This window comes from Runella sp. CRIBMP (genome assembly GCF_009905605.1).
Lineage (GTDB): Bacteria > Bacteroidota > Bacteroidia > Cytophagales > Spirosomataceae > Runella.
The window spans coordinates 26,886-46,569 of the sequence record NZ_JAAAKZ010000006.1; the positions used below are offsets into that span (position 1 = coordinate 26,886).

Genomic DNA, 19,684 nt, shown 5'->3' on the forward strand with positions numbered 1-19,684 from the left:
TACTTATGAATAAATTTATCAGAGGAATTGTCGGATTTTCACTCAAAAACCGCTTTTTCGTTTTCTTTATGACGGGTATTTTGGTCATCTCGGGCGTAGTGAGCTACCTAAATACGCCGCTGGAGGCTTTTCCTGACGTGACCAATACCCAAATCATTGTGGTGACGGAATGGAACGGCCGCAGTGCCGAAGAGATCGAACGTTTCGTGACGGTGCCCGTAGAGGTGGCCATGAATTCTGTACAGCGCAAAACCAACGTGCGCAGTATTACCATGTTTGGACTGAGCATCATCAAAATCATTTTTGAAGATGATGTGGATGATTTTTTTGCCCGACAACAGGTTAATAATCAGCTCAGAACGGTGTCGCTACCCGAAGGCGTTGAACCTGATGTACAGCCACCTTATGGCCCCACGGGCGAGATTTTTCGGTTTACACTGGAAAGTAAAGACCGCGATAGCCGCGAACTATTGACGTTGCACAATTGGATTATTGACCGACAGCTACGGAGCGTACCAGGCGTTGCCGACGTGGTTGCCTTTGGTGGTCGGGAAAAAATCTATGAGATTCAGGCCAATCCCACGCAATTGGCCAAATATGATATTACGCCATTGGAAGTCTACCAGGCCGTTACCAAAAGCAACGTCAACGTGGGCGGGGATGTCATTGAGCGCAACGGTCAGGCGTACGTTGTGCGGGGTATTGGTTTACTCAACTCAATTGCCGATATTGAAAATATCATTGTAGAATACGTTAACGATAATCCCGTATTGGTCAAAAACGTAGCTGAGGTCAAAGAATCAAATTTGCCCCGCGTAGGGCAAGCAGGTCTCAATACCAACGACGACGTGGTGGAGGGAATTGTAGTGCAGCGCAAAGGCGAAAACCCCAGCGAAGTACTGGCCAGGGTCAAAGCCAAAATTGAGGAGCTTAACACCAAAATTTTGCCCCCCGACGTAAAAATGGTGACGTTTTATGACTGCGACAATTTGATTGCTTTTTGTACCAAAACGGTGCTTCATAATCTCTTTGAAGGTATATTGTTTGTGACGGTCATCGTATTTCTGTTCATGGCCGATTGGCGTACCACACTGATTGTGTCCATTATTATTCCGTTGGCGTTATTGTTTGCTTTTATGTGCCTAAAGCTCAAGGGGATGTCGGCCAATTTGCTTTCCATGGGTGCGGTTGATTTTGGAATCATCATCGACGGGGCGGTGGTGATGGTAGAAGGAATATTTGTGGCACTCGACCATATGGCGCATAAAAACGGGATGGAGCGGTTTAATAAACTGGCAAAATTGGGCCTTATCAAAAAGACGGGTGGCGAACTAGGGAAAGCCGTGTTTTTTTCTAAGCTCATCATTATCACTGCGCTCATTCCTATTTTCAGTTTCCAAAAAGTAGAAGGTAAAATGTTTAGCCCACTGGCCTATACGCTGGGCTTCGCCTTGCTAGGGGCGTTGTTGTATACGCTTACGCTGGTGCCAGTGCTTTGCTCATTTTTGTTGCGGAAAAATGTTCGGGAAAAAAATAATCCGATTGTTTATTTCTTTGACCGTGTGGTTTCGAGAGGATTTGAATGGTGTTATCGCAACAAGAAAATCAGCGTATTGGGATCCATGATTTTCTTGGGTACAACACTTTTTTCAGCTACCCTTCTGGGAACCGAATTTTTGCCACAACTCAACGAAGGTGCCCTGTGGGTGGAAGCCAAACTGCCGATGAGTAGCTCGCTGAATGAGACCGTAAAAACGGTGAAAATTCTGCGCCAAAAACTCATGGAATTTCCCGAAGTAAACGGTGTATTGTCGCAAACGGGCCGCTCCAACGATGGCACCGACCCCTCTGGGTTTTATTACGTACAAATGCAGGTCAACCTGAAACCCAAAGATGAATGGAAACGTAAGATTTCGACCGATGACCTAATTGAAGAAATGGATACGAAACTCAAACAATTTCAGGGCATTAACTACAATTATTCACAACCCATCATCGACAACGTAGCGGAGGCCGTGGCGGGAATGAATGCCAGTAATGCCGTAAAAATTTTTGGAGATGATTTGGATGTTCTGAACGACAAGGCCAATGAAGTTATTGAGGCCATCAAAGATGTGCCTGGGGTGAAGGATGTAGGGATTTTGCGCAATATAGGTCAGCCCGAAATGAGCGTGATTCTGCACGACAGCAAAATGGCATTGTATGGGGTTAGCATTGCCGATGCGCAGGCCGTGATTGAAATGGCCATTGGTGGCAAAACGGCTTCCATTTTATACGAAGGAGAGCGCAAATTTGATATTCGTCTTCGTTATCAGGAATCATACCGTCGTACTGAAGACGATATTTTGCGGCTAATGGTACCCACCTTAAAAGGAAGTAAGATTCCGTTGAAAGAAATCGCTACGCTGCGCAAAGTAACGGGCCCTGCTTTTGTGTACCGGGACAACAATAAGCGGTTTATCGGCGTTAAATTCTCGGTACGGGAGCGCGATTTGGGCAGTACCATTGCCGAAGCCCAGCGCAAAGTAGCACCTATTTTGAAGAAGTTACCTAAAGGGTACTCCATCAACTGGACGGGTGAATTTGAAAATCAGGTACGTGCAACCAAGCAATTGGGGCAAGTCGTACCTATGTGTTTAATTGCCATTTTTATCATCCTGTTCATCATGTTTGGCAATGCTAAAGATGCTGGTTTGGTATTGGCTAATGTTCCTTTTGCCATCATGGGAGGGGTTTTAGCTATTCATTTTACAGGAATCAATTTTGGAATTTCAGCGGGGGTAGGTTTTATTGCTTTATTCGGAATTTGTATCCAGAATGGGGTGATTTTGATTTCGGTTTTCAACAAAAATTTATCTTCCCGAATGCCGCTTGACACGGCGATTCGAAAAGGTGTAAAATCAAGGATTCGCCCCGTAGTGATGACGGCCCTTATGGCAGCTATCGGGTTGTTGCCCGCGGCGCTTTCTACGGGCATCGGTTCCGAAACCCAAAAGCCACTAGCGATTGTGGTGATTGGTGGGCTGATTACGGCCACCGTCCTTACACTGATGATTTTTCCGATTATCTACCGCTTTTTCTACCGCCACAATGTTCATACAATCAATGATTTAGACTAAGTATAGCAAAATTGACTGCCATCAATGATAGCAGTCAATTGGTTACATACAGCCACGAATACAATCAGATTACTGAGGTTTAGAAAAGGAGGGGTTAGGAGGTCGGTTGTTTAGTTGGGCCATCATATCGTTGAAATCCTTGTCGGCGGGGTCGAGTGCTCTGCCTTTTTGGGCCACGTCGAGGGCTTTTTCGGGGTTGATTTCAACCGATGTATAGTACGAAAAGAGGTATTTAAGGGCAATTCTCATGTCGTACTTAAATTTCTGCTCTTCCTTTTTTGTATATGCTAACTCAACAAATCGCTCATAAAAAGGGATTGATTTTACGTAGGCGGTATCTTGGTTGGCATATCCGTAATAATTGGATTTGGCGCGGTACAGAATCGTGGGCAAATGGTCGGGGCTGGATTCTTGCACGGCCGCAAAGGCCGAATCGGCTTTTAGGTACATGGTAGAGTCTTCGCGGCCCATTTTATAGGCGGCCATGGCCAACCAAAATTTGTCTTTTACTGATGACTTGTGAAAGCGTTTTTCACCCGCTTCTACGTATTTGACCACGTCTTCGTAGTGTTTGAGTTTGTAGCTCATTTCGGCCACTTCGCTGTATAAATTTTCGGTGGTGTCGGTGGTAGCGGCTTTTGCCAGATAGAAAACCGCGATGGAGTCCTTGGCAATGGTGGTGTCGCTGATGTTTTGGTAGGCGCGCCCCAGTAGTTTGTATTCTAGCCCTTCTGCTTTGTCGGGGGCTTTCTCAAGAAATGTTTTCAGGTTTTCAATGGTTTTGTCATAGTCTTTCAAACTAAAGTAAGACCTTCCCAAAAGCCGATATTTGACGGGTGTTTCCACTTCGTTTTTTACCTGTTCGATTTTCTGTACAGCTCGGGCATATTCGCGCGCCAAATAATCAAACTGCCCTGAACGATACCGTAATTGGGCGTCGGGCTTTTCTGCGAGGGCCAAGTACTTGTTCATGGCCGCCGCTGCTTCTTTGTAACGGTTGGTTTTGAAATTCAACTCGGCCAACTGCAAATACGAAGGTGCGTACAGCGAATCTGCTCTGAGGGCCGCTCGGTAAAAATCGCTCGCTAGATTATAACTTTTACCCGCCCAGTAAATGGTACCGATGCGGTGATTGGGCAGACTTTTATCGGCCAAAAATTCGAGCGCGTACTCGTAGGCTGTCACCGCAGGGCCGCCGTTGGAGGGAGTAGATAGCGCCCGGGCATCGCCCAGTGCCAGCCAAAGTTGCCCGTTTTTCTTGTCGCGTTTGAGGGCTTGCTCTAGGTATTCGATGGCCTTGGCGGCGTTGTGTTGGGCGTACATGGGTTTGTCGGTATCGTTGATTACCTGCGTATAGCCCGTATAAGCTTCCCCAATCCGACCCAAAATTTCGACATCCTTTCCTTTGCTTTCTTTCATGACTTCGGCCAAAATACGCTCGGCGTCGGTGGTACGTCCTTCCAGCATCGCCACAATACCCATACCTGCTTTATTGAGCGGATGACGTTTTTCGTCCAAAATCATTCCTTTCTCAAAAAAATTGCCTGCTTCCTGTAAATGATGGGTGCGGATGGCGGCATAGCCGTTATAAAAATACGTTTGGGCGGTTGGCTGGCTCTGAAGGAGCTGCTGAAGCTGTTGGCTGGCTTTCTCGGTTTGTCCTCTTTCCAGCCATTGAAGAGCGGTTGCCAAATCCTGCGCCTGGGCGGTTAGTATACCTGATGTAAGCCAAAATAGGCTGACAATTAGGAGGTTGAGTGGTTTTTTCATGCGCTTTTTTTTAGGTTAACGAAAAAAGATGCAAGGTGGGGTGGGGTAATTGGTCAAGTCGAAATAATGGTGTGGAAAAAAGTAACGACGATTTGATTGTGTTAAAAAAACAGAAAGCTGTCGCGCAACTGAAATTCTACAGAGCCGAGGTAGGTGTTTTCGGTGTAAATACTGGCTCTATATATTCCGTTGACTATTTTTTCGTTGGGTATAAATTCAAACACCGCTTTTTGGGGGTTTTTGCCAAAGTCGAGGGTCTGTACAGCATGAACGGGGACAGCAAGTGTGGTTTCGTTGGCATTGACAGAAAGTTGCTGAATCGCACCGCTCAGCGGTCGGTTTTCGACGTCGGTCAGGCTCAAAAATACCTGCTGATTCCCTTCAGTGGTGAGCAATGCTGGCAGCGTAAACGAGACCATAATACTGTTGGCTTTTTTTGCCTTGGCGGTTACTTTGTGATTATTTTTTAGGACATCTACCCTAAAATTGGTAGCCGTTACCAAGCTTTTCGGAACCATGCTGTTTAGCTTACCATTCAAGTCATTGATTTGTACTTGGAGGGCTTCGTTGGTGGTTTTGAGTTGATTATTATCGACGAGCCACTGGCCTTTTTGGCTTTGGTAGTTTTCTATTTCGGCTTTTAATTCACTTCTGAGGGCGTCAAGCTCTGCTACTTGTTGTTTAAGTGTTATCAAATCATCTTTTTGGGCGTTGGTTTCTTGGGTCAGTTTGGCCACAATCCTGTTTTTTTTGGCCAAAAAGGTTTGGGTAGAAGCGAGTTTTTTCGTGATGCCCGCATTTTCGCGCCGAGCGCTGTTTAAATCAAGGCTTAAATGGTGAATGTCACGCTCTAAGTTGAGTTTTACCGACAAGAGAGAGTCGGCTTTGAGGGCGTTTTTATCTCTTTCTTTGGCTACACCACCACTTTTGTCCCAATAGTAGAGGCCGCCTACTACGCTGGTCGTGAGCAGTAAAGCCAACACGGCGGCGATGGTTTTTGAGTTTTGTGCAGTCCATTCCATGGGCGTAATGTTTTGGGTGGAACCTTAAATTGATGACACAAAGGTTTATCCCAAAACTTAAGGAGGACTTAACGAAAAATTAGAATTCACTTAGAAGGCTGAAAATAAAAAACATCTTTTTGGCAGGAGGTGTCCATTAGCGGATAAAATCACGGGCTGATTCTTCTTTCAAATGCTTGAGTCTAACCATAAACTCAGTGCCTAGGTGCGGTCTGCTTTTTACTTCGAGTTGGCCTTCGTGGAGCTCCACGATTCTTTTGACCACCGACAGTCCAATGCCAAAACCGTGGTAGTCAATGGCATTTTTGGCACGGTAAAAAGGTTGGAAAATATTGGGTAGGTCTTGTTTTGAGATACCGATGCCTTGGTCAATGACCCTCACAAGGCACCACTCGGCATCAAATCCTAACCGCAGACTGGCCTGATGGTTGGGTGTATATTTACAGGCATTTTCCAATAAATTAACAAATACATTTTTGAGCAGAGCTTCGTTGCCCATGACCAACGTTAAGTGGTCTTCCTCAGGAATCTGGTCAAAGTCAAATTGGATTTGATAATCGGAATGGCTCGCCACTACCTCTCGCTGGGCATTGAGGAGTACTTCTTCCATGCGCACTTTGTCAAAAATTAGCTCTTCGGGGGTTTCATTGATGCGGGCGAGTTGGAGCAATCCGTTTGAAAGCTCAATGAGGCGGTCGGTGTCTTTGAGGAGATTTTGTAAAATTTGGTGGTGCTCTTCGGGAGAATTGAGTGAAGAAAGCCCTATTTGAATCTCCGTTTTGAGGGCCGAAAGTGGGGTTCGGAGTTCGTGCGACGCGTGCGATACAAACTGCCGCTGTTGTGTAAATGCCAGTTCGAGTCGTTCGAGCATTAAGTTAAAATTGATGGCTAATTGCGCTATTTCATCCTTTTCGTTGCCCTGATGAATGCGTTTTCGGAGGTTTTTTGCCGTGATTTCCCCAATCTCACGGTTGATGGTACTGATGGGCCGCAACGACTGATGAGCAAAAAACAAAGCCAAGCCGACCGTGGTCAGGATACCCCCCAAAAACGCAAACAATAGAGTGATAATGAGCTCTTTCAGCTGTAGTTTGCCGTTTTTGTCAATGGCGGAAGCAATGAGCACAAAGCGGTCGTAGCGTCCTTCAAACACCAGACCGATGACGGCGCGGCCTTCGTACTGAAATTTGATTTCCTGGGCCAGCCTGACTTCATTGATTCGCTCCTGCGTCACGTATGGAGAGACTTTTTCGATGTTCGAATACAACAATAGATTTCGGTAGTCATAAATAAAAATTTCTTCTTCGGGCAGGCGAGAAGAAGAGTTCTTATCAATTAGTTTGAGTAGGGTAGTGTTAAATTCTTTGACGTCTACCAGTAGCCGAGCGGTGGTTTTTGCCCTACGAGAAAGTCGGTCATAAAAACTCGTTCGTCGTTGACTTTCGGCGCGGTAGTACACGATGCCCGAAAATACTAGCAAGATGGCCAGTACGATAAGCGTAAATTGCAAAGCGATTTTGTAGCGTATTTGCATTGGCTAGTCGGCTTTGAGATAATAGCCTAATCCTGTTTTTGTATGAATCAGCTTGGGCTCAAAATTGCGGTCGATTTTTTTGCGTAAATAGTTGATAAACACCTCGATTACGTTGGTATTGGTGTCAAAGTTCAATTCCCAGACGTGTTCAATAATGTCCATTTTCGACAACACACGGCCTTTGTTGCGCAGCAAAAACTCCAGCAACTCGAATTCCCGGGCGGTGAGGTCAATGGGCTGATTGTCTCGTCTGACGGTTTTGGTCACGAGATTCATTTCAAGGTTTGCTTCGCGGAGTACTTCCGAGGCTTGGTCGTGGGTAGGGTTAGCGCGACGCAGGAGCGCATGGATGCGGGCCATCAGTTCGCGGAAGTCAAAAGGTTTGATAAGGTAATCGTCGGCCCCAAAGTCAAGGCCTTTTACCCGATCGTCGATTTCACCCAAAGCCGTGAGCATCAGGATGGGGGTAGTGCTACCATGCTGCCGAATGGCCTTACACACTTCGAAGCCATTCATGAGGGGCAGATTGATGTCTAGTATGATGAGGTCATAAGGCTGGGTTGTGGCTAGTCGGGCACCCACAAAACCGTCGTACGCAGGCTCGACTGTAAATAACTGTTTTTCAAGGCCTTTTTTGGTGGCGTCGGAGATTCTTTTGTCGTCTTCTACAAAAAGTATTTTTTTGGGATTTTCCATAGAGCGGTGATTTACAGCAAAGGCTAGTCGACGTTTTTAGTTGCTAATATACTTTCAGAATCTGATTATCAGCAGCAACAACGAAGCCTAAAGTAGAGGGACAAGAAAAGCTTTTTCAAATCATCAATCAAGACCAGAATTTTGTGCAGAAACAAGACGACGTCTATATTCAGGGCTTTAAACGGTGAGGTGACGTTGATTGCAAACCTACACCGTCCAACTTAAGGAAGCCTTAATGAAAGATTATAATTTGATAAATTTAGGGGTAGAAAGTGATTGTCATTGCTCCGAAAATCTACTTCAGCAAAATAGGGAAAGCTCCAATGGAAGAATTTGAAAAACAGGGAAGTCAGTTGCGGATGCTAGATTGACAAAACGCATTTTGGTATTTTTTCTTAGGTCGGGACCCAAGGCAGCGGTCATCGCTGCTTTGGGGATGCATTTTTTGACGGATGTTGTGCCAAAATTGCCGACTATTGTCCATGAAATGGCGAAGAATACCTACTTAAACAATCTTGACGATTTCGCCGTTGATTGAGTATTTGGTGACGAGTTCTTTGGCGAAATTGAGATTTCCGGGAGGCGTCATCAGGAATAAACGCCCGCCCTTCTGGCTTACCAACATACTCAACAAACGAAGTTTCGAAACGATTTTATCGGGACTGTCTCCTTTAAGAATAATTTCAAAGTAGGATTGCTCCAGAAGTTGCTTGGCAGTGACATCTGGAATGAATCGCTCGTCGTCATTTTGACGTTCGTAAGCAATTGGTTGCTCAAAACCTTCCATATTTGCCCGAATTTGCTCATATCCCTTGCGTTTGGCCCATTCAATGACTACGGGGATATACGATTGCTTGCTCATAATTAGTAAATAAAAGTTTATGGTCGACAGGGTTTATGACAGATTTTGTATCAGTTTCTGACATAACAACTGCAAACGTAACGATAAGAAAAAATGATATATAGAATTTGGCTTTACAAAGCCGCCACTTAGATAAGAAATGATGATTAAGCGCTATTCGTCCAAAATCATTGATTGAGTTGCTTGGACGGTTTGGAACGTTACTTCACTAAAGTTTACGATAATAAAAGATTTTTTTAAGATGACGACTTCCAAAGTGTTGGTTTTTAGAGTATAACATAGAATCGAGCGTTGCCTGATGCTGCAAAGAATAAGGAGCAACTTAAGGAAGCCTTGACATAAAAGTTAATGTATTTGATAGATGAAAGCTCCGCTGATTTCTGGGTCAATCGACCGCGAATTCCGTAAACTCACTTTTAGTTATGCAAAATTACGCCAAAAAGTACAATAACACTAAACAAAGGTTCGGGTTCGTGAATAATTCTCACGAAATTCTTTAGGAGTGCATTGGCGTTTTTTCTTGAAAAGGCGGTTGAAATAGGATAAATTGTTGAAACCGCCCCAAAAAAAACTCAGTGATGGTGAGGGGAGTGTCTATTAAAAGCCGAGAGGCATGCCCCAATCGGATGTTGTTGAGGCTGTCCATGAAGGTTTTCACAGTTCATTTTAAAACCCACCCCAGTCATTTTTACTACTTTAGACATATCTTCCAGTGAAATATTTTTATCGTAATTGATTTCCATAAACTCAAACACCTTTTCGATGTCAAATCTGCTTTTTGACAGGAACAACCACCATAGGGCTGTCATTGTCGATAAGTGGGATGATTTCGTAGTAAATAATACTCATTTAGTTACAAATGGTATATAATCAACGGTTCCGTTTATTATATACCAAAATTACAATTATTCTGGAAGATAAACCTCTTAGAGCGGTAAATTCTCGTCATTGTTTGCTTTAAACCCCCAAAAAAAACATGTCGGACTTGATTGCGTTTTTAGCCCTTTGTATGGGCTATACCAGCTATAAATGTGTTCAGTTGAATAATATTAGGTATTTTACTTGAAATTCCTGATTGAAAAGTGATGATTTTTTAAAGAACTTGTTTAAATAGTTTTCAAATATGTCAAAATCCTTATTCCTAAAGTTTTTTATTGAAAAAATGTACCAAAAAGGCATAGGAATTAGTTTACTTTGTTAGAAGTATTGTGAATCTGTAAATGTTATGAAATTTAAAACACTTTAATAGTTATGAGTTCTATACATAATCTCAACGTTACTTTTAAGGGTACAACATTCAACCTAGAGCAAGGACTAGATGCTGAGTTCATTTTAATGTCGGGCAAAACTCTACTGCCCTTGCCTGAACCTGGTGTTACCTGTTTGTGGGAAACTTCAGAATTGGTTAGAGTGCATCGTTCTCAGCAGACTACGCAGACAAAAACACAATTTCTTTCTTTTGGGGAGGAGAGAATCGAAATTGAACCATTGAAGAAATACAAAACGATTCGCTTGTTGAGGCTTTCGGTGTCGACAGAATGGCTGACCGAGAATAATCTTCTTGACTCATTTGCTCAGATTAAGAATCTCTATGATTTTGTGTCATTGCCTTCTTTTTACGAATCGCTCGATTCGCAGTTGTTGACCCTTGTTCGAAATTCCGACCCGTCGCGTCTGAACAATAACCTGCGCTTAAAAAGTGCGTTGTTTAATTACCTGAATTCTTATTTTGAGGTTTTAAAAAGTCCAAAAGTGTTGAAAAATGACCGTCTCAAAATAGAATGGGTGGTCAACAACTACATGCTTCAATTTGAACAGCCGATTCCTACCATTACTGAGCTAAGCAATCAGTTGAGTATGAGCGAGAGTAAGTTCAAATACCTGTTTAAGGAGGCTTTTGGGATGCCTTTTTATCAATACTATCAGCAAAAACGTATGAATGAAGCCGCCGAATGGCTAAAATCAGGAGCGCTGAATGTTACGGGTGTTTCTCAGAAATTGGGCTATAGTCATCCGATTAAATTTATCGGACAGTTCAAAAAACTATTTGGGGTCACGCCGCTGCGCTACGCCAAAGGGAAAGAATAAGGTTTATTTTTAGTATGACCGGGCACGGGGATTTCGTATTTTTGCGGGAGAAACTGGGTGTTGCCGATTATACTATATGAATTTTCCCTCAAAACTAATTGAAGAAGCAGTAAGTGAAGTATCAAAACTTCCGGGCATCGGGAAAAAAAGTGCTTTAAGAATTGTACTTCACTTACTCAAACGTACTGAAAAAGAGACACATTCGTTGGCTGATGCGCTGGTGGCGGTAAGGACGCAGATTCATTATTGTAAAAAATGCCATAACATATCGGATGGCGAGCTGTGCAGCATTTGTTTGAGCCCAAAACGCGACGCGTCCGTTGTCTGTGTGGTGCAGGATAGCCGAGACGTATTAGCCATCGAAAATACAGGACAGTACAATGGACTTTATCATGTCTTGGGCGGGATTATTTCGCCATTGGAAGGTATTGGTCCGAGTGATTTAAAAATAGATTCGCTTCTGGAGCGGCTCCAACATACTTCGGAAGTTAAAGAAATTATTCTGGCTCTCAGCCCAACAATGGAAGGGGATACGACCTCTTTCTACCTTCAAAAAAAATTAAAACCCTTCTCCCTCAAAATTTCCACTATTGCACGCGGTATTCCTATCGGTGGAGATTTAGAATACGCCGACGAAATTACATTAGGCCGGAGTATTGTGAGTAGAATTAACTATGATTAGGGCTTTCTTCTCTAAAAAAATAAGCGAAACGAACTCACTTCATTCATTTGTACAAATGAAGGTTTGGTTTAAAAAATTGTCAGTTATGTCAGTAGAAACAGACGGTTTGTCGCTTATTTGACAAGATTAAATCCTATTCAGGCTTGCTAAAGTACCAAATGAAAAACTTTGCTCAATACACCGTCGAGGACTTTGCAGCGGAGCCGCTGTTTATACGGTGGGTACAGCAACCTGACGATGTCGAACTTAGTAATTTTTGGCAAGTTTGGCTCACCAATCACCCCTATAAATCAGACGAAATCGCAGAAGCACGAACGTTGGTAGGTCAGTTTTCGGATACCTACATGGGCATGACGTCCCAAGAGATGCGTACGCTTTGGAAGCGAGTATTAGAGTCTGTCCACACCATCCCTGAAATTGATCCACTCGATCAGGAAGTAAAACCCATTGCTTCCGCTTTTTATCTTACCCGTTGGCTCGTTGCCCTTTTTGTTGGGCTGGCATTAGTGGGCTGGATTCTCTGGAAAATCTATTAGTTTTTCGTGCGTTCATTCCTGATCAATTGTCGTTCTAACGGCGTATTTTGTCGACGAAATGTTGATATAGTACAAAAAATAGTTTTATTATTTTAAAAAACATTAGTGGCTAAATGGGGTTTAACTTAAAAATAGTCAAAAAATTACGTAAAAATTTATGTATCGGAAACGTTACCGGGAACGATTGCATAAAATAATTTGGGCTAATTTTTGCTTAACTAAGCCAATAACGCTAAACTCAACCTATCTAAGCTTTGAATATTTAATACAAGAACCCAGAATAATTACATTTTAACCTATTTCAATTTTATCAAAAATTATGAGGAGATTCTCTACTTTGTGCAGTGTGTGGGTGGCTGTTGCGGTGCTGAGTGCATCGACGTCCATGGCTTACACCCCACCGACAAATGGCAGTGGCGGTAAACTTATCGCAACCGTAAATGCTGACAAGACTGTCAGCGGAAAAGTATTATCATCGGAAGATAACGCACCCCTTCCGGGCGTTAGTGTAGTTGTAAAAGGAACTACCACGGGGACAAATACCGATGGTGAAGGTAATTTTAAAGTAAATGTAAAAGATGACGCTGCCGTGTTGGTATTTTCGGCAGTAGGCTTTGAAAAGCAAGAGATTCCAGTAGGCAATCGCTCTACCATCAATATTACTCTTGTAACAGACCAGAAATCACTCAATGAAGTGGTAGTTGTAGGGTACGGTACTCAGAAGAAAAGCCAAATGACTGGTGCAATATCACAAGTAACGGCCAAGCAAATTACAGAAATGCCTTTAACTAACCTTGGACAAGCCCTACAAGGTCGTGCAGCGGGTGTTGACGTTTCACAATCAGGCTCAAAGCCAGGTGCAGCGCCAAGAATTCTAATTCGTGGTCGTAGGTCATTTAATGCTGGCAATGATCCTCTTTATGTTGTTGATGGTATCCCATTGTCAGCTGGTTATGAGGATGTCAATCCCAACGATATTCAGTCTATAGAAGTTTTGAAAGATGCCACGGCCACTGCTATTTATGGAGCAAGAGGTGCAAACGGAGTTGTTTTAGTTACCACAAAAAGAGGTGGAACCAAAGGAAAAACAACGGTTACGCTTGATACTTATGCGGGTGCTTCTAAGGCTTACAGTAAATTGGAACTCTTTTCGGGAGAAGAATTTGCCGAATACGTAAGAGAAGCATACAGAGCCACAGGCTTATACAGAGACGCCGCAGGAAATCCTGTTCCAACAGGGGTTGCAGATCCGGCAGCCGATGCCAAAGTGGCAGTTTTAGGAGGTGACCCTAATGTTGCGGCCGGTATTGCGGCAGGAAGAAATACCCAGTATCAGGATTTAATTCTCCGTACTGGATTGATGCAAAACCATACTATTGGTATTCAAGGAGGAAACGACAGAACTTCATTCTATATCTCCGGTGGATTTTTCCAAGATAAGGGTATTACAAAAGGCTTAGATTTTACCCGTAATTCATTGCGTGTAAATGTTGATCATCAAGTAAATAAAAGACTAAAAGTTGGTGTTTCAAGTTACATGATGTATTCGATTAGAAATGGTGAAAACTTGAACCCTTACGGAAATACATTGAATGCCAACCCACTTGGTGCTGCTTATAATGCCGATGGTTCTTTGATTTTTGAACCCACAAACGATGCCTTGTTATCTAATCCGCTTTCGGAGATTGTAGATGGTGTTAATATTGACAACACGAAACGGTACAGAATTTTCAATTCTATCTATGCCGAAGTAAAAATCATTGATGGTCTGACTTATCGTTTAAACTTAGGGCCTGACTTTACTCTGTCACGTTTTGGGCGTTTTATTGGTTCAGAAACCAACAACCGTCGTCGTGGTGATGCACAAGCTTTCAACGAGAATCGTTTTGGGTTCAACTTCACAATGGAAAACATCGTGAATTACAATAAAACTTTCGGAAAACATACCTTGAATTTAACGGGTGTACAATCTATTCAAAAGGATAATTTTGAAAGATACAGAAGCGAAGTTCAGGGAATACCGGCTCAGGCACAATCATTTTTTAGTTTAAATTCTGCAACATCTGTTTTGGGAGTTCAATCTTCCCTTACCGAATGGACTATTGCCTCATTGATGGGTCGGGTAAATTATTCATTTGATGACAAGTATTTGCTGACGATGACTATCCGTCGTGATGGTTCGAGCCGCTTCGGTGAAAACACCAAATACGGTAACTTCCCAGGTATAGCAGTTGGTTGGAATATCTCCAATGAACCCTTTATGAAAAATGTTACGTTTGTAGATATGTTAAAACTTCGTGGTGGTTGGGGTCAAGTAGGTAACCAAGGGGTTGCTCCTTATCAAACACAAGGGTTATTGGGACGTACTACTTACGCTTTTGGAGCAACAGGAGCGTTTGGATTTAGACCGGGTACCATTAGCAATCCAAACTTAAGATGGGAGTCAACTGCAACTTCTAATATTGGATTAGATTTCTCTGTTTTCCGTGGGCGTGTACAAGGTTCATTAGAGTTTTATCAGACAAATACCAAAAGCCTTCTCTTAAATGATTTCTTACCTGGTTCTGTTGGGTTTAACTTCTTTAGTAACAACGTGGGTCATACCAGAAATTCAGGTATTGAGTTAGGACTTACTACGGTAAACGTAAATACAAAAAGTGGCTTTAAGTGGACCACAGACTTCCAATTTACTCGAAACAGAGAGGAAATCGTTGAATTATACAATGGTAAAGTGGATGACTTAGGTAACAGATGGTTTATTGGTTATCCATTGAATACTTATTTTGATTTCAAGAAAGCAGGAATTTGGCAAACTAACGAAGCTGATTTAGCTAAATCGTATGGTTCGGAGGTTGGGCAAATCAAAGTACAGGACACAAATAATGATGGTAGAATCACAGCAGACGACAGGGTACTTATTGGAAATGACGTACCAAAATGGTCGGGTGGTCTTACAAATAGATTTGAATTCAAAGGATTTGACTTGAGCTTCTTCCTGTTTGGTCGTTTTGGCAACACCATTTTATCCGGATTCCACAGAAACCAGCTACAACTTGCGGGTCGTTATCAACAAATAAAAGTGGACTATTGGACTCCTAATAATCCTACCAATGAGTTCCCACGTCCAAAAAGTAATCAAGAGTTTCCGGTATATAACTCAACACTCTTTTACTACGATGGAACTTTTATTAAGTTAAGAAATATCAACTTTGGATATACATTCAGTAATGCGATTGCTAAGAAAATTGGTGCGGAGTCGTTGCGTTTGTATGCATCAATACAACAACCCAAGATTTGGTCTTCTTACTTGACCAAGTACAATGGTGTAGATCCGGAGGCGGCCATCACCGGTTCGCCAACGGGTACAACTGAGGTAAATAGTGGAGTTACACCCTCTACTACAGTAACTACATTTGGTTTAAATGTTAAATTTTAAAGTATTAATCATCATGAACATACATAAAATAAAAGTATTCGCATTGGGTAGCATGCTACTCATCAGTACTTCTTGCCAAGATTTACTAAAAGAAGAGGTAATTTCAAACATCGGAAACGATTATATAAATACCGCCAAAGGATTTGAAGATGCTACAAAGGCGGCTTATTCATCGCTCAGGACGTTTTATGGTACGCAATTAGGCTTGACATTCACCGAGTATGGAACTGATATCTACGCCACGGGCGCCGATGGCGGTTATAAAGGTTTTCATTTCTACGATACCCAAATTCAACCAACCGTAGATTACTTGGCTATCCTGTGGGATGAAATGTATAGAGGCATAAATACCTGTAACGCTGTAATCGGGAGAGCTGCAACCGTGACGGGTGTTTCGGATGCAACCAAAAAATTGAGAATTGCCGAGGCGAAATTTTTGAGAGCTCACTATTATTATATCTTACACGAGCAGTTTGGCCCGCTCGACTTGAGACTAACTGAGACCTTGGCACCTACCAAAGAGTCCAAAAGGAATAGTTCGGCTGAAGTTTATGCTCAAATAATCAAAGACTGTAATGAGGCAATAGCTGATTTAGAGAATAAAGGACATTCAAATGATTATGGTAGAGCTACCAAAGCGTCGGCTGAGGCACTTTTGGCTAAGGTATATTTAGCCAAAGCTTATGGGCCAAATAAAGCCGCTGATGATTTCCAGAAAGCCGCTGATTTGTGTACCAGCCTTATTACAAAGTATGGCTTTAGACTTTTGGATGATTTTGCCGCTGTACACGACGAAAATAACCAACAGAATGCGGAAGTGGTTTTTGCGGTACAATATACCACAGACCAAATTACAAATGCTACCAATGTGGGTGGCGAAGGTGGCGGTGGTAATAACCTTCACTTATTCTTTGGGATGCAGTATGATACCCAAGCAGGTATGGTAAGAGATGTACTGAATGGACGTCCGTTTAAAAGATTGAGACCAACGGCTTTCGCTCTTAATACTGTCTTTGGAGAAAGAGTGAATGATTCTCGTTACAAAAAAACCTTTAAAGATACTTGGTTGTGTAACAGTCCCGGTTCTTTCAATACCTCATTCGATAATTCAAAGGCAAGAGTTACTTTTGCCGCTGGTGATACTACAATTTTCATTCCCGGTTTTGAGATGAGCCAAGCAGAAAGAGCTAAAAGAAAATATCAAGTATTGGTTCCAAGTAGGTATGATGAGGCGTTGTTCCCAACCTTACAGAAGTTTTTTGATACCAAACGTTCAGATAGAACAGAGCCGAGAGGTTCAAGAGATTATTTTGTATGGAGATTGGCAGATATTTATCTCATGCGTGCTGAGGCAAATTTGCAACTTGGTAAAAAAGCAGAAGCTACTGCTGATGTAAATGTAGTAAGAGAAAGAGCGGCTTTCCCGGGGAAAAAAGACGCTATGAAAATCACTGAGTCTCAATTGACATTTGATTTCCTTGTTGATGAGCGTGCACGTGAATTGGCGGGAGAGCAAACGCGTTGGTTAGATTTGAAGCGTTGGGGTCTTCTGGTAGATAGAGTTAAAAAGCATAATCCACAAGCTCAAGCCGTGGCAGATAAACACTATTTACGTCCAATACCACAAACACAAATTGATAGAAGCGCCAAGACGGCTGAAGGGACTTCGTCCTTTGCTCAAAACCCGGGGTACTAATCAGTATTCAGTTTACAGTTTAAATCAGAATACAAAAAAGAGAGAAGCGAAAGCTTCTCTCTTTTTTGTTGGCAGGTTAAGGGCAGATGTTCCGGTCGGTTAAGGGCAGAGGCAAGCCCTGCCCCTACGTCAGATTATCGCCGGTTATCCTCTCCACCTACCATACTCAAATAGCTTTCAAATCGACTCATGGCGATTTCGCCAGCTTCTACGGCCTCTTTAACGGCGCACTTAGGTTCGTCGATGTGGAGGCAATTATGGAAACGACATTGGCCGATTAAATCGCGTATTTCGGGGAAATAATGGCCGATTTCTTCCTTCTCCATTTCCGATAATCCCAACTCTTTGATACCCGGTGAATCAATGATAAACGTATCGGGTGCCAGTTCAAACATTTCGGCAAAGGTGGTTGTATGCACCCCTTTGTTGGCAAACGTTGAGACTTCGTTGGTGCGAAGGTTCAAATCTGGTGCAATGGTATTGACCAAAGTCGATTTGCCCACGCCCGAATGTCCCGACAAAACGGAGACTTTTCCTTGCAGTAGCTTTTGAAAGGTATCAACACCTTCGCCCGTTACGCTCGACGTGGTAAAACACGTATAGCCCAATCGGTTGTAGAGGTCTACGAGTTCCTGTTGATACGCCTTGATTTCGTCGTCAAAAAGATCTTGCTTATTGAAAATGACCACGCCGGGTATACGAAACGATTCGGCTACTACTAACAAACGGTCAATGAACCCTAACGAAGTACGCGGAAAAGTAAGCGTAGCCACAATAATGGCCTGGTCAACGTTGGCCGCCAATAAGTGCGCGTGGGCCGATTTATGCACCGACTTCCGGGCAATGTAGTTGCGACGGGGTAAAATATCGTTGATAACGCCCTTTTGAGCCGTTTCATCTTCTATTTCCCAATATACAGAATCTCCAACAGCCACTGGGTTGGTGACTTTTAGGTCTTGGTACTTAAATTTACCCCGCAACCTGCACTGCCAGATTTGTCCTTCTGCATCGCGGATGTCGTACCAAGAACCAGTAGAGCGAATCACCAATCCGTGCAGGGATTGGGCATTGGTTTCCTCGGTTCGCTGCGCAATAACGGCGGCGCTTTTGGTCTGAAACTTGACGGGAGGGGCCTTTATTTTACCTGATTTTTTCAAATTATAATCTCCTGAAAATTGCTTCTATGTCCTCAATCGTTACTTTTTCTTTCCAGTCGTACCCTACGGCGTGGTTCCACATGTGGTCTAGTTTATAAGAGACATGCGCCATGGCGTTGATTTGGGCGTCGGTCCAGTCTTTGGATAACCCTTGCGGTAGCGTAATGTTGTGTTTGGCGACCATTTCTTTAAATTCCGCTACGCCTTCTGGATAATAGTCTGCCAGATGATTGAACGCAATGCAGTTGGAGTAGCAGTGGCGCATTCCCAAAATTTTGGAAAGCCCGTAGCTAATAGCATGACATATGCCCACTTCTGAGTAGGTCAGGCTCAAACCACCCATGAGCGACGCCACCATGAGTTTATCGTCGTTTTCGGCGGTTTGCCCGCTGTTTTCTCCCAGATAAATCTCGCGGCAAAGCTTCATGGATTGTTCAGCGTATGCGTGTGAATACGCGTTGTTGAACTGCCCATTTTCGGACTCGATGCAGTGAATGTAGGTGTCCATTCCCACATAAAACCACCAGTCGCGCGGTACAGTAGCAATCAGGTCTGGGTCCAGAATTACCTGATTAAACACCGTCCATTCACATTTTAACCCTAATTTTTTCTCGGGACCCGTCAATACGGCGGTCATGGAGACTTCTGCGCCCGTTCCAGAGATAGTGGGAACCCCGACGTGATAAATGCCCGGTACTTTAATCAAATCCAAGCCTTGATAAAGGGTCGAAGAGCCTTCATTTGTTACCATCAGGGATACGCACTTGGCAATGTCCATAATGGCACCGCCGCCGATACCAATAATGCCCGAGGGAAGGCCTTTGGTGGCCAAAATCTCATCGCGGAGTGTGTCAATCTGTTCGGTTGTTGGCTCGTGTGGGTCTACGTCAATGAAGTAAACCGTATCTTCGGGCAGTAAAGGCAGGCGACTTTCAAGGTCTTTGCCTTTAAAGTAATTATCTACGATAAACACCATGTAGCGATTGTTTTCGCTGCGGTGCGGGGCGATGATGTCGCCCAATTGGTTAAAACTTCCCCGTCCAAAAACGGTTTTCTCGATTCCTTTGAAATTTTTATGCATGAGTA

14 protein-coding genes are annotated in these 19,684 nt (G+C 43.3%); 6 read left to right on the forward strand and 8 right to left on the reverse strand.

Annotation, left to right across the window (positions count from 1 at the left end; translation table 11 throughout):
* Nucleotides 1–5 precede the first annotated feature (5 nt).
* On the forward strand, nucleotides 6–3,119 hold the full coding sequence (locus GVN20_RS16585) for an efflux RND transporter permease subunit (RefSeq protein ID WP_166559418.1): 3,114 nt from the start codon (nucleotides 6–8) through the stop codon (nucleotides 3,117–3,119).
* 69 nt (nucleotides 3,120–3,188) lie between these two features.
* Here GVN20_RS16585 and GVN20_RS16590 read toward each other — a convergent pair whose 3' ends face one another.
* From GVN20_RS16590 to GVN20_RS29585, 6 genes are all read right to left on the reverse strand, one after another.
* Nucleotides 3,189–4,889 carry a lipopolysaccharide assembly protein LapB gene (locus GVN20_RS16590; RefSeq protein ID WP_166559419.1) on the reverse strand — a complete coding sequence of 567 codons (1,701 nt, stop codon included), beginning with the start codon at nucleotides 4,887–4,889 and terminating at the stop codon, nucleotides 3,189–3,191.
* A gap of 101 nt (nucleotides 4,890–4,990) precedes the next feature.
* The gene (locus tag GVN20_RS16595) at nucleotides 4,991–5,911 is read right to left on the reverse strand and encodes a hypothetical protein (protein WP_166559420.1); all 921 of its coding nucleotides are present in this window, start codon (nucleotides 5,909–5,911) and stop codon (nucleotides 4,991–4,993) included.
* Between the two features lie 136 nt (nucleotides 5,912–6,047).
* Nucleotides 6,048–7,445: a HAMP domain-containing sensor histidine kinase gene (locus GVN20_RS16600; protein WP_166559421.1), complete on the reverse strand. Its 1,398-nt coding sequence runs from the start codon at nucleotides 7,443–7,445 to the stop codon at nucleotides 6,048–6,050.
* A gap of 3 nt (nucleotides 7,446–7,448) precedes the next feature.
* Nucleotides 7,449–8,141 carry a response regulator transcription factor gene (locus GVN20_RS16605; RefSeq protein ID WP_166559422.1) on the reverse strand — a complete coding sequence of 231 codons (693 nt, stop codon included), beginning with the start codon at nucleotides 8,139–8,141 and terminating at the stop codon, nucleotides 7,449–7,451.
* Nucleotides 8,142–8,646: 505 nt separating this feature from the next.
* Nucleotides 8,647–9,003 carry a hypothetical protein gene (locus GVN20_RS16610; RefSeq protein WP_206023291.1) on the reverse strand — a complete coding sequence of 119 codons (357 nt, stop codon included), beginning with the start codon at nucleotides 9,001–9,003 and terminating at the stop codon, nucleotides 8,647–8,649.
* A 572-nt stretch (nucleotides 9,004–9,575) separates the two neighbouring features.
* Nucleotides 9,576–9,812: a hypothetical protein gene (locus GVN20_RS29585; protein WP_206023292.1), complete on the reverse strand. Its 237-nt coding sequence runs from the start codon at nucleotides 9,810–9,812 to the stop codon at nucleotides 9,576–9,578.
* Nucleotides 9,813–10,254: 442 nt separating this feature from the next.
* On the opposite strand from GVN20_RS29585, the gene GVN20_RS16620 reads away from it, so the two are divergent.
* The 5 genes from GVN20_RS16620 to GVN20_RS16640 all read left to right on the forward strand — a co-directional run bounded on the left by GVN20_RS16620 (nucleotide 10,255) and on the right by GVN20_RS16640 (nucleotide 17,441).
* Nucleotides 10,255–11,091 (forward strand): AraC family transcriptional regulator, encoded by an 837-nt coding sequence (locus GVN20_RS16620; RefSeq protein ID WP_166559423.1) that lies wholly within the window; start codon nucleotides 10,255–10,257, stop codon nucleotides 11,089–11,091.
* Nucleotides 11,092–11,167: 76 nt separating this feature from the next.
* Entirely contained in the window at nucleotides 11,168–11,773 is a 606-nt protein-coding gene (gene recR, locus GVN20_RS16625) for a recombination mediator RecR (RefSeq protein WP_166559424.1), read from the forward strand.
* A gap of 158 nt (nucleotides 11,774–11,931) precedes the next feature.
* Nucleotides 11,932–12,309, forward strand: coding sequence for a hypothetical protein (locus GVN20_RS16630; RefSeq protein WP_114460609.1), 378 nt, complete (start codon nucleotides 11,932–11,934; stop codon nucleotides 12,307–12,309).
* 385 nt (nucleotides 12,310–12,694) lie between these two features.
* Nucleotides 12,695–15,745 carry a TonB-dependent receptor gene (locus tag GVN20_RS16635; protein WP_229599091.1) on the forward strand — a complete coding sequence of 1,017 codons (3,051 nt, stop codon included), beginning with the start codon at nucleotides 12,695–12,697 and terminating at the stop codon, nucleotides 15,743–15,745.
* Between the two features lie 13 nt (nucleotides 15,746–15,758).
* The gene (locus GVN20_RS16640) at nucleotides 15,759–17,441 is read left to right on the forward strand and encodes a RagB/SusD family nutrient uptake outer membrane protein (protein WP_206023293.1); all 1,683 of its coding nucleotides are present in this window, start codon (nucleotides 15,759–15,761) and stop codon (nucleotides 17,439–17,441) included.
* 134 nt (nucleotides 17,442–17,575) lie between these two features.
* Here GVN20_RS16640 and rsgA read toward each other — a convergent pair whose 3' ends face one another.
* Nucleotides 17,576–18,499 carry a ribosome small subunit-dependent GTPase A gene (gene rsgA, locus GVN20_RS16645; protein WP_114460632.1) on the reverse strand — a complete coding sequence of 308 codons (924 nt, stop codon included), beginning with the start codon at nucleotides 18,497–18,499 and terminating at the stop codon, nucleotides 17,576–17,578.
* 100 nt (nucleotides 18,500–18,599) lie between these two features.
* Complete coding sequence (locus GVN20_RS16650) at nucleotides 18,600–19,679, reverse strand: iron-containing alcohol dehydrogenase family protein (protein WP_166559426.1); 1,080 nt, start codon at nucleotides 19,677–19,679, stop codon at nucleotides 18,600–18,602.
* Nucleotides 19,680–19,684: the final 5 nt, after the last annotated feature.

Coding starts and splice junctions, on each gene's coding strand:
- GVN20_RS16605 (WP_166559422.1), bottom strand. CDS start 8,141: ATGGAAAATCCCAAAAAAATACTTTTTGTAGAAGACGACAAAAGAATC.
- GVN20_RS16635 (WP_229599091.1), top strand. CDS start 12,695: ATGGCTTACACCCCACCGACAAATGGCAGTGGCGGTAAACTTATCGCA.
- GVN20_RS16600 (WP_166559421.1), bottom strand. CDS start 7,445: ATGCAAATACGCTACAAAATCGCTTTGCAATTTACGCTTATCGTACTG.
- GVN20_RS29585 (WP_206023292.1), bottom strand. CDS start 9,812: ATGACAGCCCTATGGTGGTTGTTCCTGTCAAAAAGCAGATTTGACATC.
- GVN20_RS16650 (WP_166559426.1), bottom strand. CDS start 19,679: ATGCATAAAAATTTCAAAGGAATCGAGAAAACCGTTTTTGGACGGGGA.
- GVN20_RS16630 (WP_114460609.1), top strand. CDS start 11,932: ATGAAAAACTTTGCTCAATACACCGTCGAGGACTTTGCAGCGGAGCCG.
- GVN20_RS16610 (WP_206023291.1), bottom strand. CDS start 9,003: ATGAGCAAGCAATCGTATATCCCCGTAGTCATTGAATGGGCCAAACGC.
- GVN20_RS16620 (WP_166559423.1), top strand. CDS start 10,255: ATGAGTTCTATACATAATCTCAACGTTACTTTTAAGGGTACAACATTC.
- GVN20_RS16595 (WP_166559420.1), bottom strand. CDS start 5,911: ATGGAATGGACTGCACAAAACTCAAAAACCATCGCCGCCGTGTTGGCT.
- recR (WP_166559424.1), top strand. CDS start 11,168: ATGAATTTTCCCTCAAAACTAATTGAAGAAGCAGTAAGTGAAGTATCA.
- GVN20_RS16590 (WP_166559419.1), bottom strand. CDS start 4,889: ATGAAAAAACCACTCAACCTCCTAATTGTCAGCCTATTTTGGCTTACA.
- GVN20_RS16640 (WP_206023293.1), top strand. CDS start 15,759: ATGAACATACATAAAATAAAAGTATTCGCATTGGGTAGCATGCTACTC.
- GVN20_RS16585 (WP_166559418.1), top strand. CDS start 6: ATGAATAAATTTATCAGAGGAATTGTCGGATTTTCACTCAAAAACCGC.